The sequence below is a fragment of the Veronia nyctiphanis genome (assembly GCF_004116385.1).
Classification (GTDB): domain Bacteria; phylum Pseudomonadota; class Gammaproteobacteria; order Enterobacterales; family Vibrionaceae; genus Veronia; species Veronia nyctiphanis.
The window spans coordinates 1-13,684 of the sequence record NZ_PEIB01000029.1 but is presented as its reverse complement, the minus strand read 5'-3'; the positions used below and the strand labels follow the sequence as shown (position 1 = coordinate 13,684).

The window sequence follows — 13,684 nt, the reverse complement described above, 5'->3', positions numbered from 1 at the left end:
GTGACATGCAAAAATTTAGAGTCCATGGCGGTGGCGCTATTTGCGGGGAAGTTTCAATCTCTGGTGCTAAAAACGCAGCCTTGCCAATTCTCTTTGCCGCATTGCTGGCTGAAGAACCCGTTGAAGTTGCCAATGTTCCCAAGCTAAAAGACATCGACACCACCATGGAGTTGCTTGCGCAACTTGGTGCTGAAGTCTCACGCAATGGTTCCGTATATGTCGATGCCAGCAAGGTGAATAATTTCTGTGCACCTTACGACTTGGTTAAAACAATGCGTGCGTCTATTTGGGCATTGGGTCCACTTGTCGCAAGATTCGGAGAAGGTCAGGTATCACTACCAGGAGGCTGCGCGATTGGTGCCAGACCAGTAGATTTACATATTCACGGTCTTGAACAACTGGGTGCTACCATCACTCTTGAAGAAGGGTATGTGAAAGCTAAAGTCGATGGACGTTTGAAAGCGGCGCACATTGTGATGGATAAAGTCAGTGTTGGCGCGACCGTGACTATCATGGCGGCAGCGACGTTGGCAGAGGGCACTACAGTCATTGAAAATGCCGCTAGAGAGCCTGAAATTGAAGATTGCGCAACATTCCTCAATACACTCGGGGCGAAAATTTCGGGTGCGGGTACGGATAAAATTTCAATCGAAGGTGTCGATCGTTTGGGCGGTGGTTATCACAGTGTGGTGGCAGATCGCATTGAAACGGGCACATTCTTGGTTGCAGCCGCTGTTTCTGGCGGTAAGATCATATGTCGAAATACATCGGCGTCATTGCTTGAATCTGTCATTGCAAAGTTGGAAGAAGCGGGTGCGAAGGTAGAGTCTGGTGAGGGCTGGATTTCTCTTGATATGACGGACAGAGAACTGAAAGCCGTTAATGTCAGAACCGCGCCTCATCCGGGCTTTCCTACTGATATGCAAGCGCAGTTTTCATTGCTCAATTTAATAGCCAAAGGCACAGGTGTTATCACCGAGACCATTTTCGAAAACCGCTTTATGCATATTCCTGAGCTTCAGCGTATGGGCGCTCACGCAGAGATAGAGGGAAATACTGTGATTTGTGGTGATTGTGATGGTTTGAGTGGTGCTCAAGTCATGGCAACAGACTTACGCGCGTCGGCGAGTCTAGTGATTGCAGGTGCGATAGCGAAAGGCGTGACTACGGTAGACCGTATTTATCACATTGATCGTGGATATGAGCGAATTGAAGATAAATTGAGGCCTCTTGGCGTCAATATCGAACGTTTCAGCGAGTAATCACCCAGAAGCTGATCAGTCTTAAAAAGCCACGCCAAAAAGCGTGGCTTTTTTAATCGCTATGGTTTGTTACGGATCTAAAGGCGCTTCCCCAATAATGATCGGTAACGTCAGAGTTTCACCATTTCGAATAACGGTGACTGTCGTTTTTGTTCCTGGCCTCAGGTCAGCCACAATATCAAAGCCTGTGCTTAGATTGTTATGAAGCGGTGTATTATCAATTTCAATCAGCAAATCCCGTGGTTGTAACCCTGCACTGTCTGCGGGTCCACCTAGCGAAACTTCCGTCACGAGAATACCGGAGAGCGGCTCAATGTTATGCAAGCGGGCTGTTAGCGGCGACACCTGATTTCCGCTAATACCGATGAAGCCACGAATGACTCTGCCATCAGCAATCAATTTTTTCATGATCTTAATTGCAATGGGATAAGGGATAGCAAAGGAAATTCCTTGGGTCTCGGTATCCTTTTGTGAAGCTGTGTTTATACCGACCAATACGCCACGACTGTTAACTAAAGCGCCGCCCGAGTTGCCATCATTAATTGCCGCATCAGTTTGCAGAAGATCCAGTGGGCTGCCGATAATTCTCACGCCTGAGCGGCCGGTTGCAGAGAGGATCCCGGATGTCACGGTCTGACCTAGATTATTGGGGTTTCCGATAGCTAACACGACATCCCCAACTTTTGGGCTGTAATTAGGATCTTGTGGGATCACCGGGAAGTCGCCCCCTTCCACACGCAGAACGGCGAGATCAATGCGTTTATCTTTTCCCACTAAGTGCGCATTGATAATCCTGCCATCTTGCAGCGCAACTGTAATTTCATCGGCATTAATAATGACGTGGTAATTTGTCAGGATATAGCCCTTGTCCGACATGATCACGCCAGACGCAGCACTGGTAAGTTCCATTGATCTGGTTTCATTATTAAAGCGTTTGTTATAGATATTGACGACAGCAGGTGAGGCTTTCCTGAATGCAGAGTTGTAGGAAATGAACGCTTCTTCGGGTGCCGCTGGCTGTGCAAGTATATTCATCGCGTCGGTTCGCAAAGAAGGTACGCTCAGAAGCAGTAATAAAGCTGCAGCTACACCTAGTACGATCGAGCGGAAGAGAAATGCCAACATCAGCGCAGAATTCCAAAGTGAGTGATATCATCCAGAGGATAACATTGAAACTCCCAATTGAGTAGATATGCAAAAGGCCTGTTAAAACAGGCCTTTTGATTGTTTGGATCAGGTTTTCGTATTCAGGATGTTACTGAACCATGAGATACATAGAATATGAACCACGAATGATGTTCAGAGGCAACGGACGATTCTTACCATCGAGCTCTTTACGGAGATCACCCAGATTGCTGATCACTTTTCGACCTATGCCAACGATCAAATCACCTTGCTTGAGACCATTAACGGCTGCGGATGAATCTTTACTCACTTCTTTGACAAGTACGCCTTGCTGACCGTCTTTACTGAAGTTTTCGAGCTCAGCACCTTGAAGTCCCTTGTGCAGGGTTTCGGCTTTGGCTGTTTGGCCTACATCATTTAGAACTGCAATGACTGTCTTTTCTTTGCCGTTTCGGACAAGTCCAAGTTCGACCTTTTTACCCGCGCCTAGAGAGCCAATTTTGGCTCTGAGTTCGCCGAAACTGCGAATATTTTTGCCATTTACCGACACGATAATGTCGCCAGCTTTTACACCCGCTTTATCTGCTGCTGAGTTTTCATCGACTTTACTAACAAAGGCACCGTGATTTGTTTCATAGCCAAAGTCCTCAGCAAGCTCTGAAGTGAGCTCCTGACCATGAACACCAAGGCGTCCGCGTCTGACCTGACCGTACTCGATGATTTGCTCAACCAGGTTTTTAGCCATGTTGGAAGGAATGGCAAAACCAATACCAATATTCCCACCATTTGGGCCGAGTATAGCTGTGTTGATACCCAGCAGCTCACCATTAAGATTAAGCAATGCACCACCGGAGTTACCACTGTTGATGGCCGCATCCGTCTGGATAAAGTTTTCCAGGTTTTCGACATTCAGTCCGCTTCTACCCAATGCGGAAATAATACCTGATGTCACTGTCTGTCCTAATCCAAATGGATTACCAATAGCTATCGCAAAGTCGCCAACACGGATAGTGTCTGAATCGGCGAGTTTAACTTCGGTGAGTCCATCCACGTTGTCTACTTTGAGCAGCGCGACATCCGAAAACTGATCGCTACCAATGAGCTCTGCATTTAGCACGCGACCATCATTGAGCTTAACCGTGATTTTCTTCGCGCCATCAATGACATGGTGATTGGTAATGATATAGCCTTCTTTCGCATCAATAATGACACCAGAGCCCAATCCGCGGAAAGGTCGCTCCTGAACTTGTTCTGACGGGAAATCAGGCCCAAAGAAAAAACGGAAACCTTCTGGAATACGTTGTTTAGAAACGTGGCTTCCTTCCACGTCGATGCTTACAACACCCGGACTTACTTTCTCAAGCATCGGTGCCAAGCTTGGCATAGTTTGACCGGATACAGCCGTTGGCAACGCCGCATATGTAGGTAATGTAGTGATAACAGAACCTATGAGCAGAGAAAGACTGCTCAATGCAACCAGAGACTTTTTCTTCATAAATTCACTCCTGTTTACAGACAACTATAAGAGTGGAAAGGGTGTAAAAAAGTTCAATGCCTGAGAAAGCTTGTCACAATTAGCTCGCTTTGGTGTCCGTCTGGGTTGCACCATTTTCCTTTAAGAAACCACTGGTGCCTTCTGAGTAATCACGTGGTTGCTCTTGAGGAGTGGACTCTTTTGCTTTGGAGTCACTGATTTTGGTGATTTTTTTCGCAAACGGGTTATCTTGCGGCGGTAGGTCTGGCACCAAATCTGCGGAGACATTTGCCATGTGTTGATAGAGCTTACTGTAGTCACGAGAGATATTATCGAGGATCTCTGCGCTTTGAGAGAAGTGATCGATCAGATCCTGGCGATATTGGGCAAGCTCATACTGCGACTTTTCCAAATCCTTTTTGAGTTCTTTCTGTTGAGAGGCATTGCCAGACGTAAACCTTGCGAGAAAAAAACCGATAACAACGCCGATGATCAAATAAACCAATATGTTGATCGCTCCCATGACTGCTCCTTGTACGTCAAAACCAAAGTGATGAAGCAATACTGAACGCCGGGTAATCAATGCCAGATTGTAAGAGCCCGATATGCGACAGAAGCGCTTCCATATATCTTAACTATACATGGCAATATATCTGCGTGGTACTATTGATTGGAATATGGAGCTTGGGCACTAATTGCCTGATTTAAGTTGAGAACGAGGTAGTTGAGTGCAATGACGCCCATTGAGTATTATCAAAAGGATTTAGAGCGTCCTGATTTTTATCACGATCCAGCCCAGCAAATGGCGATAGAAAAACTTGATGAGCTATATCATCGTTTATGTCGTAGCCCGGCAAAAGAGAGCGGAAAACCTCGCTTTTCTTTTTCTTTTTTTTCCAGAAAGACTGCCAAAGAAACGCTAACGCCAGAAAAGGGATTATATTTTTGGGGAGGCGTTGGACGTGGCAAAACCTACCTTGTCGACCTTTTCTATGAAGCATTGCCATTTGAACAAAAAATGCGCATGCACTTTCACCGTTTCATGCACCGCGTTCATCAGGAATTAAAGCTTCTGGATGGAGAGAGCGACCCACTTGAAAAGGTGGCAGACAAATTGGCGAAGGAAACGAGAGTGTTGTGTTTCGACGAATTCTTTGTTTCGGATATCACCGATGCAATGATTCTTGGAACCTTGCTAGAAGCTTTGTTTGCCCGTGGTATTTGCCTTGTTGCGACCTCAAATATTGTGCCGGATGGTTTATATCGAAATGGTTTGCAGCGCGCCCGCTTTTTGCCCGCCATTGCGCTTATCAATCAGCATTGCGAAATCGTAAATGTTGATTCGGGCACAGATTATCGACTTCGTACTTTGGAGCAAGCCGAGATATACCATTCTCCTTTGGATGCCGAAGCAGAAGAAAACCTAAAAGAGTACTTTCAGAAACTAGCCTGTGAGCCTCACAGACAGGAGCCTGAAATTCACATAAATAGTAGAACGATAGATATCAGGCAGGAAGCTGAAGGCGTGGTTCATTTTCGCTTCGACGCTCTGTGTGATAGCCCTCGTTCACAAGCTGATTACATAGAAATAGCGAGGCTCTACCACACAGTATTGTTATCTGAGGTCCCTCAGTTAGGGCCCGAAAAAGATGATGCGGCAAGACGATTTATTGCAATGGTCGATGAGTTTTACGAGAGAAACGTAAAGCTGATCATTTCTGCTGAAGTACCCGCTGAAAACTTATACTCGGGTGGGCGACTAGCCTTTGAATTCAAGCGGTGTTTATCAAGGTTGAACGAAATGCAAAGCCATGATTATTTGGCTCTCGAACATCTGCCGTAACATGATTTTTTAGGGCTTACGCTGGCATTTATCCTTGGCAGTCAAAAAAGCGAGAATTTATCTTAAAAAAAGGTGATTTTTTCTCCAGTGTGCCCTATAATCCGCCGACCCACCGTTACTGTTGAAAGGCTTAGGCCGAGGGTACCACCACTCGAAGGGGTGCTGAATGGACGCTTAACAGTGGGAGTCAAATGACTCCTTAAGTGAAATTATTTTAGAATCGGGTATTTATTAGCATGAAAACTTTCGTTGCTAAACCAGAAACCGTAAAACGCGACTGGTATGTTGTAGACGCAGAAGGTAAAACTCTGGGTCGTATCGCAACTGAGATTGCATCTCTCTACGTGGTAAGCATAAGCCGGAGTACACTCCGCACGTTGACACTGGTGACTACATCGTAGTTATCAACGCAGAAAAAGTAACTGTTACTGGCGCTAAAACGACGGACAAGATCTACCACAGCCACACTGGCTACATCGGTGGTATCAAGTCAATCAGCTTTGATAAGCTGATCGCTAAGAAGCCAGAAATGATTATTGAGCTAGCTGTTAAAGGCATGCTGCCACGCGGTCCTCTAGGTCGTGCCATGTTCCGTAAACTGAAAGTTTACGCGGCGCTGAGCACAAGCACACTGCTCAACAGCCGAAAGTACTAGACATCTAAGGGGAATATAGCAATGGCACATTACTACGGCACCGGTCGCCGCAAAAGCTCCGCAGCTCGCGTATTCATCAAGCCGGGCAGCGGTAACATCGTCATCAACCAACGTTCACTGGAAACCTACTTCGGTCGTCCAACTGCACGTATGGTAGTTCGTCAACCACTTGAGCTGGTTGAGATGACTGAGAAGCTGGACCTGTACATCACTGTTTCTGGTGGTGGTATCTCTGGTCAGGCGGGCGCTATCCGTCACGGTATCACTCGCGCTCTGATGGAGTACGATGAGAGCCTGCGTCCTACGCTGCGTGCAGCTGGCTTCGTTACTCGTGACGCACGTCGCGTTGAACGTAAGAAAGTTGGCCTGCGTAAAGCACGTCGTCGTCCACAATTCTCTAAGCGTTAATTTCGCTTCAGGATATTTCCTGGAATTTTGGATTCAAAAAGCCTGGCCATTGTGTCAGGCTTTTTTGTATATACTTTTCCTGACTCCTTCCTTTTTGTTCTAAACTGCCAAATAAAGTAATGACACAAATCCACTTTTTACGCGTTTAATATGGACTTTTGTCCCATTTTGAACTTTGTTAAGTGATGACATCACATTTGTTACAAAAAGGTAGCAAAATCTTGTCAAAAAGTGGTGTTTTCTTTATCATTCTGTTGACGATATGTGGTTGCTAGAGCGTTGTATAGGGCAGTCGTACCGCATACCTTTCTGTAAGCCACAAGCTCCAAGGACGCATAGGGACATAACAATAAACCATGCGGGAGCACATGGGAGAATGTTGGATGAGCAATGCGCCAGTGAATTCCGGCCGCCGCCGTTTCCTTACAGCCACCACCTCTGTGGTCGGCGGTATAGGTGCAGTGGCTGTAGCTGTGCCTTTTATCAAGTCTTGGAATCCGAGCGCAAAGGCAAAAGCCGCAGGTGCGCCGGTTGAAGTCGATATCAGCAAATTAGAACAAGGACAAATGGTTCGCGTCGAATGGCGCGGAAAGCCAGTTTGGGTAGTGAAGCGCAGCCAGTCTGTACTGGACCAGTTACCTTCATTAGATGCGGATCTGAGGGATCCTAATTCCGAAGAACCTCAACAGCCTGAGTATGCCACGAATGGCTATCGCTCTATCAAACCCGATATTTTCGTTGCTGTCGGTATTTGTACCCACCTCGGGTGTTCACCGACTTATTTACCCGATACGTTCGATGAGCAAGTAAGCGGTGTTCCCTCTGGTTTCTTTTGCCCGTGTCACGGGTCCAAATTTGACATGGCGGGTCGTGTCTTCCAGAGCGTTCCTGCCCCTTTAAATCTTGTCGTTCCGCCATATACATTCTTAAGTGATACGCGCGTTCTGGTGGGTGCTGATGAGGAGGCTGCGTAATGGAAAACTTAGCAAACTGGTTTGAGAAGCGCCTTCCATCGATGAATGCCTACAAAAAGCATTTGTCAGAATACCCAATGCCGAAGAATTTCAATTTTTGGTACTTATTTGGTTCTCTCGCGATGCTGGTGTTGGTAAACCAGATCTTGACGGGAATTTGGCTGACAATGAATTACAACCCGTCAGCTGAGGGCGCTTTTGCGTCTATCGAATATATCATGCGTGATGTGGAGTACGGTTGGTTATTGCGCTATATGCATTCTACGGGCGCATCAGCGTTTTTTGTGGTTGTCTATCTACACATGTTTCGTGCCCTGATTTACGGTTCATATCAAAAGCCACGTGAGCTCCTTTGGGTATTTGGTATGTTGATATTTTTGGTTCTTATGGCAGAAGCCTTTATGGGCTATCTGCTGCCGTGGGGCCAGATGTCGTATTGGGGTGCTCAGGTCATTATCTCGCTGTTCGGTGCCATTCCAGTTATCGGTGATGACCTCACGCTCTGGATTCGCGGTGACTATGTGATATCCGGTGCCACGCTGAACCGCTTTTTTGCGCTTCATGTTATTGCTCTACCTATCGTTCTGCTCCTTTTGGTTGTACTTCATGTTCTAGCACTTCACGAGGTGGGATCTAACAACCCGGATGGTATTGAGACTAAGCTCCCCAAAGGAACAAAAGGCGATGATTACAAGACTCGTTTCCCGTTCCATAAGGACTACAGCAATAAATACGACATCATTGACTCCATTCCTTTCCATCCCTACGGTACGGTGAAAGACCTGATTGGTATCGCGGGCTTTGCAATATTGTTCAGTTACGTGTTGTTTTTTAACCCTGAAATGGGTGGGTATTTCCTCGAGCCACCTAACTTTGAAGCAGCTAACCCGCTGAAAACCCCGGAGCACATTGCACCTGTTTGGTACTTTACGCCTTTCTACGCAATCTTGCGGGCAGTACCCGATAAACTATTGGGTGTTATTGCGATGGGAGCGTCGATAGTGGTGTTGTTCCTTTTGCCATGGCTCGATCGCTGTAAAGTACGTTCATACCGCTACCGCAGTGGCTGGCACCTCGCTAACATTGCGCAATTTATCGTGTGCTTCATCGGTCTGGGAATTTTGGGCGCGCTGCCTGCCACTCCGACCTACACCTTGATGGCGCAGATATTTAGCTTTGGTTACTTTATGTTCTTCGTACTTCTGTTTGTATACAGTAAAAACGAGGCCACGCAGCCACTTCCGGAAAGGGTGAATTATAAATGAAGAAATGGATTGTAATTCTGTTTGCCCTGCTGCCATCTATGGTTTTGGCTGCGGGTCCTAAAGTACCGCTGGACAGTGCAAACAATGATTTGAGTGACACTGCATCGCTCCAACGAGGCGCGAAGCTCTTCATGAACTATTGCTTTGGCTGCCATGCAACACAATACCAGCGATACGAACGTGTCGCTGAGGACTTGGGTATTCCAAAGAACCTAATGATGGAAAACCTGATCTTCGATGCGAATGCTAAAATTGGCGATTTGATGACAAACGCAATTTCCACAAAAGATGCCGCGACGTTTTTTGGAGCTCCAGCACCAGATTTAACCTTGGTATCTCGAGTGCGAGGCACAGACTGGATCTACACCTACCTTCGGTCGTTTTATGAGGACCCTTCGCGTCCGTTTGGCGTCAACAACACCGTATTTCCAAGTGTTGGTATGCCTCATGTGCTGGAAGAGCTTCAAGGCACACCAGTGAAACAGTATAAAAAAGTACTTATCGATGGTGAGATGGTTGAAGAATTCCAGGGTATCAAGTCACTGGGCAATGGTGAGCTGAGCGCGGAAGAATACGACGATGCTGTTCGCGATTTAGTGAACTTCCTCGAATATTCAGGTGAGCCAATGAAGCTCGAACGTCAAAGCTTGGTATGTGGGTAATAGGTTTTTTAGTTATTTTCCTCGTCTTATCCGTCTTGTTGAAGAAAGAGTATTGGCGTGATGTTCACTGATCGGTTACTCTAGTGAGTTGCTGATCCTATATCAAATGGGGGCTAACGCCCCCATTATTTTTCTGTAAATGAAACATTCTGGAGGGGTTAATGGCTGTTGCTGCCAATAAACGCTCGGTGATGACGTTGTACTCCGACGCATCAGACATGTATAGCCATCAGGTGCGTATTGTTCTTGCTGAGAAAGGCGTAACCTTTGAGATTGAGTTGGTAGATCCAAATAACCTGCCAGAGGATTTACTCGACCTAAATCCTTACAACTCTGTGCCGACCCTTGTGGACCGTGAGCTAGCGCTATACAACGCAAATATTATCATGGAATATCTGGATGAGCGTTTTCCTCACCCACCTTTGATGCCTGTTTACCCTGTTGCTCGTGGTAACAGCAGACTGATGATGTTCCGTATTGAGAAAAACTGGTACTCATTGGCTGAAAAAGTCAAAAAAGGTAATGCAGAGGAAGCTGAGCGCGCACGTCGTCAATTGCGTGAAGAGCTGCTGGCTTTGGCGCCTGTGTTTGCTGAGTACGAATTCTTCATGAGCGAAGAGTTCAGCCTAGTTGATTGTTACCTTGCTCCGCTATTATGGCGTCTGCCAGTTATGGGTATCGAGCTAAGTGGTCCGGGCGCGAAAGAAGTGAAAGCATATATGGCTCGTGTATTCGAGCGTGACTCTTTCCTAGCATCACTGACCGAAGCAGAGCGTGAAATGCGCTTAGCAGGGCAATAATATGCAAGACATATCTTTGACTCCTCGTCGTCCTTACATGTTAAGGGCGTTTTATGACTGGATTCTGGATAATGATCTTACCCCACATTTGGTCGTGAACGCTGAACTTCCCGGTGTTGTTGTGCCTTGGGAGTATGTTCAAGATGGGCAAATTGTCCTGAATATAGCCCCACGCGCCGTGGGCGAACTTGCTCTTGGTAATGAAGATGTGATTTTTAATGCCCGTTTCGGCGGTCGCCCAATGCAGGTGTCGGTGCCTCTCTACGCGGTTAAAGCTATTTACGCGAGAGAAAACGGTGCAGGTACCATGTTTGAGGCCGAAGAGGCTTATGAAGAGCAACTTGAAGCCGTGATGGCTGAATCAGAAGAACAAAGCCCGACTGAGGAAACTCCTGTGAACTCAGTCGATATCGTTGAGCCTGAAGAGGCATTGGTCGATACAGATGAACTCAATACTTCTGACGTCGATGAAAACGACGAAAAAGAGCGACCGAAGGGTAAGCCGACGTTAACTGTCGTTAAATAAAAAAACGCAGCCAATGGCTGCGTTTTTTTATGCTGCTTGTTCGACTATTGCTTAACTTCTGGTTGAGGTTTTGCCTCGACATAGTTGAAGCCTTTAATAACCTGTTTTACTCCAGAGATATGCCTTGCAATATCCACTGCGATATCTGCCTGTGTGTCAGTGACATAGCCAAGTAAAAATACTTCTTTGTCTTCTGTCAGTACCTTGATATTCACATCCATCAATTTCTTGCTGGCGACCAAATTTGACTTCACCTTGGTTGTGATCCAAGTATCTTGACCTATCTCAGAGAGGTTGAGAAGCGGACGCACCCGAAGTTGATTGAATACTTCATCGACATTTTTCAATGATTCAACTTTTTTCGCAACTTGTTGTTTGACCGTCTCGTTAACCGCTTGGCCAACAATCAGTACTTTACCCTGATAGGACACCGCGTTAAGTCTTACTAGCCCTTTAAACTCGGGTTTATTAACGATCCCTGCGACATCGATGACAACCTTGCTATCATTCCATTCCGTTTTTGCTGAACGGGTGTCGTTTTCATAAATCGTTGAACAGCCAGCCCCGAAGAAAAGGCAAAATATAGTTACCAGTGAAAGAGATATATTTTTCATTAGAGCTCTCCATGCTGAGGGAAGAGAACCTGATCGATCAGATCGCACAGCGTGTGCAGTGTGATCAGGTGAACTTCCTGAATTCGGGCTGTTCGCTGCGATGGTATGCGGATCTCGACGTCTTGCTCTCCCAGCAAGCCTGCCATTTCGCCACCGTCTTTGCCCGTGAACGCAACGATAGTCATGTCTCGTGTCACTGCCGCTTCCATGGCTTTGATAATGTCTTTGCTGTTACCGCTGGTTGAGAACGCCAAGAGCACGTCACCAGTTTGCCCGTAGGCTCTGACTTGCTTAGAGAAGACCTCATCATGGTGATAATCGTTGGCAACCGCAGTCAGAGTGACAGTGTCGGCGGTCAGGGCCAATGCAGGCAGGCTTGGACGCTCTGTTTCAAAGCGGTTCAGCAAACAGGATGCGAAGTGCTGCGCATTAGCGGCAGAACCTCCATTTCCACAGCAAAGGATTTTATTGCCATTGAGCAAAGACTGAACCATGACCTGTGCGGCTTTGGAAATCTGCTCTGGCAATGCTTCTGCTGCGGCTATTTGTGTCTGAATGCTCTCTGTGAAGCTTTCTTTGATGCTGTCTAGCATTTAAAACCCTTTTATTTCGATGTTTTTTATCCAGTTAACGGAAGATACGTCACCTTCAAACGTGACGGCATCAAACCTGAATTCGGTATGTGCACTGTTTTTTCCTTGTTGGCAAAGCCAGAATTCTGCTGCAGCAAATAACCGTGCTTTCTTTTTTTCGCCGATCGCATAGGCGGCTCCACCAAAAGTGTTCGTTTTGCGAAATTTCACCTCAATAAAAACGGTGCATTCGCCGTCCTGCATGATGAGATCTATCTCGCCTTGTTTACAACGAGCATTTTTAGCCAAGAACTTAAGCCCGCGCTGACTGAGGTAGTTGCGGGCTTGTTGTTCAAAATGGTCACCGGCCTGTTTCTTATTCCACGGCAACAATGCCTTGTTCCCCGAATTTTGCCCAGCTAAGGGCTCTGCTGACGACACAGCTGCCACCGATTGAAAGCTCTCCAGATTGCCCTTGATAGCGATAATCTGGCGAAGACTGCATCTGAGGAAGCTGATTGATGAGTTCAAACGTATCCATTCCGATCGCGTAAAGCCGTGTAGAGGAGTTATTTTGATTTGGCCATAGTTGGTAAAAGCGAACAGCCGTCGCGTTATTCTGATCAATGATTAGCGGTACATCACTAAATTCTACCCCTTTTACTTCACCGTTAGTACTTATCTGACCGATACCACTGATAGCCGCGTTGCTTCTTGAGCTGGCGAAAAGTTTAGGAGGCTGAACATCGGGGTTAATGGCAATATCAATGAATGGTTTGAGTGCAATAAGCTCTCTGGCACTCGCAACGAGATACACCGCATCCACATCGCGTCGGCTGCGTTGCTCAGATTCAAGGTCAAGACTAAGCAGCTGCTTCATCTGTTCGATACGCTTTTGGCTGTCAAACAAACCGAAGACAGATTGAATTTTCCGCTGCATGGTGGCTTGGTCGGTGAAGTAGTCCACCTGAGCACTTTTGTTGGTTTCTTTCTTCCACTCTTTGGCAAAGGCTTCGCTGACACGTTTACCGTAGGTTGTTTCCTGTGCAAGAACCAAAGGGTAGTGGAAGTTCTGTTTGATGAGGTGTCTTGCCGCCTGGCTGGCTTCCTGCTCTGGTGATAAATCAAAGTAGCAAGCGGCGCCAAGTGCTGTCTCTGAATCCGCCGGTGCATTCAACGCCAGCATAGGGATACGTTTGTCAGTGGTATCCAGATATTGCGCAATCTTGTCTTTTTGCAACGGCCCAATCACAAATTCGATACCGTCTTTTTCCAAGGCTTTGTGGATATCCTTCATGTCCATGGCATTCGTGTCATAGAACGAAATCGTGGGCGGTTCGGTGCCTTCTTGAGGTTGACTGTCCATCATTGCCTGAATGAAGCCGTTTCTGACGGCCTGACCGGCAGATGCGAATTTGTCAGTCAGTGGTAGTAGTAATGCAATATGCCTTGGGCTGTAGGGTTCAAGGTCGCGTAAAAGTGCGAGGTTGTTACTCAGAAAGCT

The 13,684-nt window shown here is 46.7% G+C and carries 14 protein-coding genes and 2 pseudogenes; 9 read left to right on the top strand and 7 right to left on the bottom strand.

Going from position 1 to position 13,684, the window contains the following annotated elements; all coding sequences use genetic code 11:
• Positions 1 to 5 precede the first annotated feature (5 nt).
• A complete protein-coding gene (gene murA / locus CS022_RS18590) occupies positions 6 to 1,262 on the top strand; it encodes a UDP-N-acetylglucosamine 1-carboxyvinyltransferase (RefSeq protein ID WP_129123521.1) in 1,257 nt (418 codons plus the stop codon).
• 69 nt (positions 1,263 to 1,331) lie between these two features.
• Here murA and degS read toward each other — a convergent pair whose 3' ends face one another.
• The 3 genes from degS to zapG form a co-directional block, all read right to left on the bottom strand.
• On the bottom strand, positions 1,332 to 2,387 hold the full coding sequence (gene degS / locus CS022_RS18585) for an outer membrane-stress sensor serine endopeptidase DegS (RefSeq protein WP_129123520.1): 1,056 nt from the start codon (positions 2,385 to 2,387) through the stop codon (positions 1,332 to 1,334).
• A 130-nt stretch (positions 2,388 to 2,517) separates the two neighbouring features.
• On the bottom strand, positions 2,518 to 3,882 hold the full coding sequence (locus CS022_RS18580) for a Do family serine endopeptidase (RefSeq protein ID WP_129123519.1): 1,365 nt from the start codon (positions 3,880 to 3,882) through the stop codon (positions 2,518 to 2,520).
• A gap of 79 nt (positions 3,883 to 3,961) precedes the next feature.
• Positions 3,962 to 4,384: a Z-ring associated protein ZapG gene (zapG, locus tag CS022_RS18575; RefSeq protein WP_129123518.1), complete on the bottom strand. Its 423-nt coding sequence runs from the start codon at positions 4,382 to 4,384 to the stop codon at positions 3,962 to 3,964.
• Between the two features lie 210 nt (positions 4,385 to 4,594).
• On the opposite strand from zapG, the gene zapE reads away from it, so the two are divergent.
• The 8 genes and pseudogenes from zapE to sspB all read left to right on the top strand — a co-directional run bounded on the left by zapE (position 4,595) and on the right by sspB (position 10,994).
• Positions 4,595 to 5,704 carry a cell division protein ZapE gene (zapE, locus tag CS022_RS18570; protein ID WP_129123517.1) on the top strand — a complete coding sequence of 370 codons (1,110 nt, stop codon included), beginning with the start codon at positions 4,595 to 4,597 and terminating at the stop codon, positions 5,702 to 5,704.
• Between the two features lie 236 nt (positions 5,705 to 5,940).
• Positions 5,941 to 6,367 (top strand): annotated as a pseudogene (gene rplM / locus CS022_RS18565) (50S ribosomal protein L13).
• Between the two features lie 7 nt (positions 6,368 to 6,374).
• A complete protein-coding gene (gene rpsI / locus CS022_RS18560; RefSeq protein ID WP_129123516.1) occupies positions 6,375 to 6,767 on the top strand; it encodes a 30S ribosomal protein S9 in 393 nt (130 codons plus the stop codon).
• Between the two features lie 383 nt (positions 6,768 to 7,150).
• Positions 7,151 to 7,741 (top strand): ubiquinol-cytochrome c reductase iron-sulfur subunit, encoded by a 591-nt coding sequence (gene petA / locus CS022_RS18555; RefSeq protein ID WP_129123515.1) that lies wholly within the window; start codon positions 7,151 to 7,153, stop codon positions 7,739 to 7,741.
• On the top strand, positions 7,741 to 9,006 hold the full coding sequence (locus CS022_RS18550) for a cytochrome b (RefSeq protein WP_129123514.1): 1,266 nt from the start codon (positions 7,741 to 7,743) through the stop codon (positions 9,004 to 9,006). The genes petA and CS022_RS18550 overlap by 1 nt, the downstream gene beginning before the upstream one ends.
• Positions 9,003 to 9,739, top strand: a pseudogene (locus CS022_RS18545) (cytochrome c1). The gene CS022_RS18550 and the pseudogene CS022_RS18545 overlap by 4 nt, the downstream one beginning before the upstream one ends.
• 90 nt (positions 9,740 to 9,829) lie before the next feature.
• Positions 9,830 to 10,468 (top strand): stringent starvation protein SspA, encoded by a 639-nt coding sequence (gene sspA / locus CS022_RS18540; RefSeq protein WP_129123513.1) that lies wholly within the window; start codon positions 9,830 to 9,832, stop codon positions 10,466 to 10,468.
• A gap of 1 nt (position 10,469) precedes the next feature.
• Positions 10,470 to 10,994, top strand: coding sequence for a ClpXP protease specificity-enhancing factor (gene sspB, locus CS022_RS18535; protein WP_129123512.1), 525 nt, complete (start codon positions 10,470 to 10,472; stop codon positions 10,992 to 10,994).
• Between the two features lie 44 nt (positions 10,995 to 11,038).
• On the opposite strand, the gene CS022_RS18530 is transcribed toward sspB, so the two are convergent.
• The 4 genes from CS022_RS18530 to CS022_RS18515 all read right to left on the bottom strand — a co-directional run.
• The gene (locus CS022_RS18530; RefSeq protein ID WP_129123511.1) at positions 11,039 to 11,608 is read right to left on the bottom strand and encodes a BON domain-containing protein; all 570 of its coding nucleotides are present in this window, start codon (positions 11,606 to 11,608) and stop codon (positions 11,039 to 11,041) included.
• Positions 11,608 to 12,201 carry a phosphoheptose isomerase gene (locus tag CS022_RS18525; RefSeq protein WP_129123510.1) on the bottom strand — a complete coding sequence of 198 codons (594 nt, stop codon included), beginning with the start codon at positions 12,199 to 12,201 and terminating at the stop codon, positions 11,608 to 11,610. The genes CS022_RS18530 and CS022_RS18525 overlap by 1 nt, the downstream gene beginning before the upstream one ends.
• Positions 12,202 to 12,573: a YraN family protein gene (locus CS022_RS18520; protein WP_129123509.1), complete on the bottom strand. Its 372-nt coding sequence runs from the start codon at positions 12,571 to 12,573 to the stop codon at positions 12,202 to 12,204.
• On the bottom strand, positions 12,557 to 13,684 hold a 1,128-nt coding region (locus CS022_RS18515), incomplete at its 5' end, for a penicillin-binding protein activator (protein ID WP_201746322.1). The genes CS022_RS18520 and CS022_RS18515, both read right to left, overlap by 17 nt.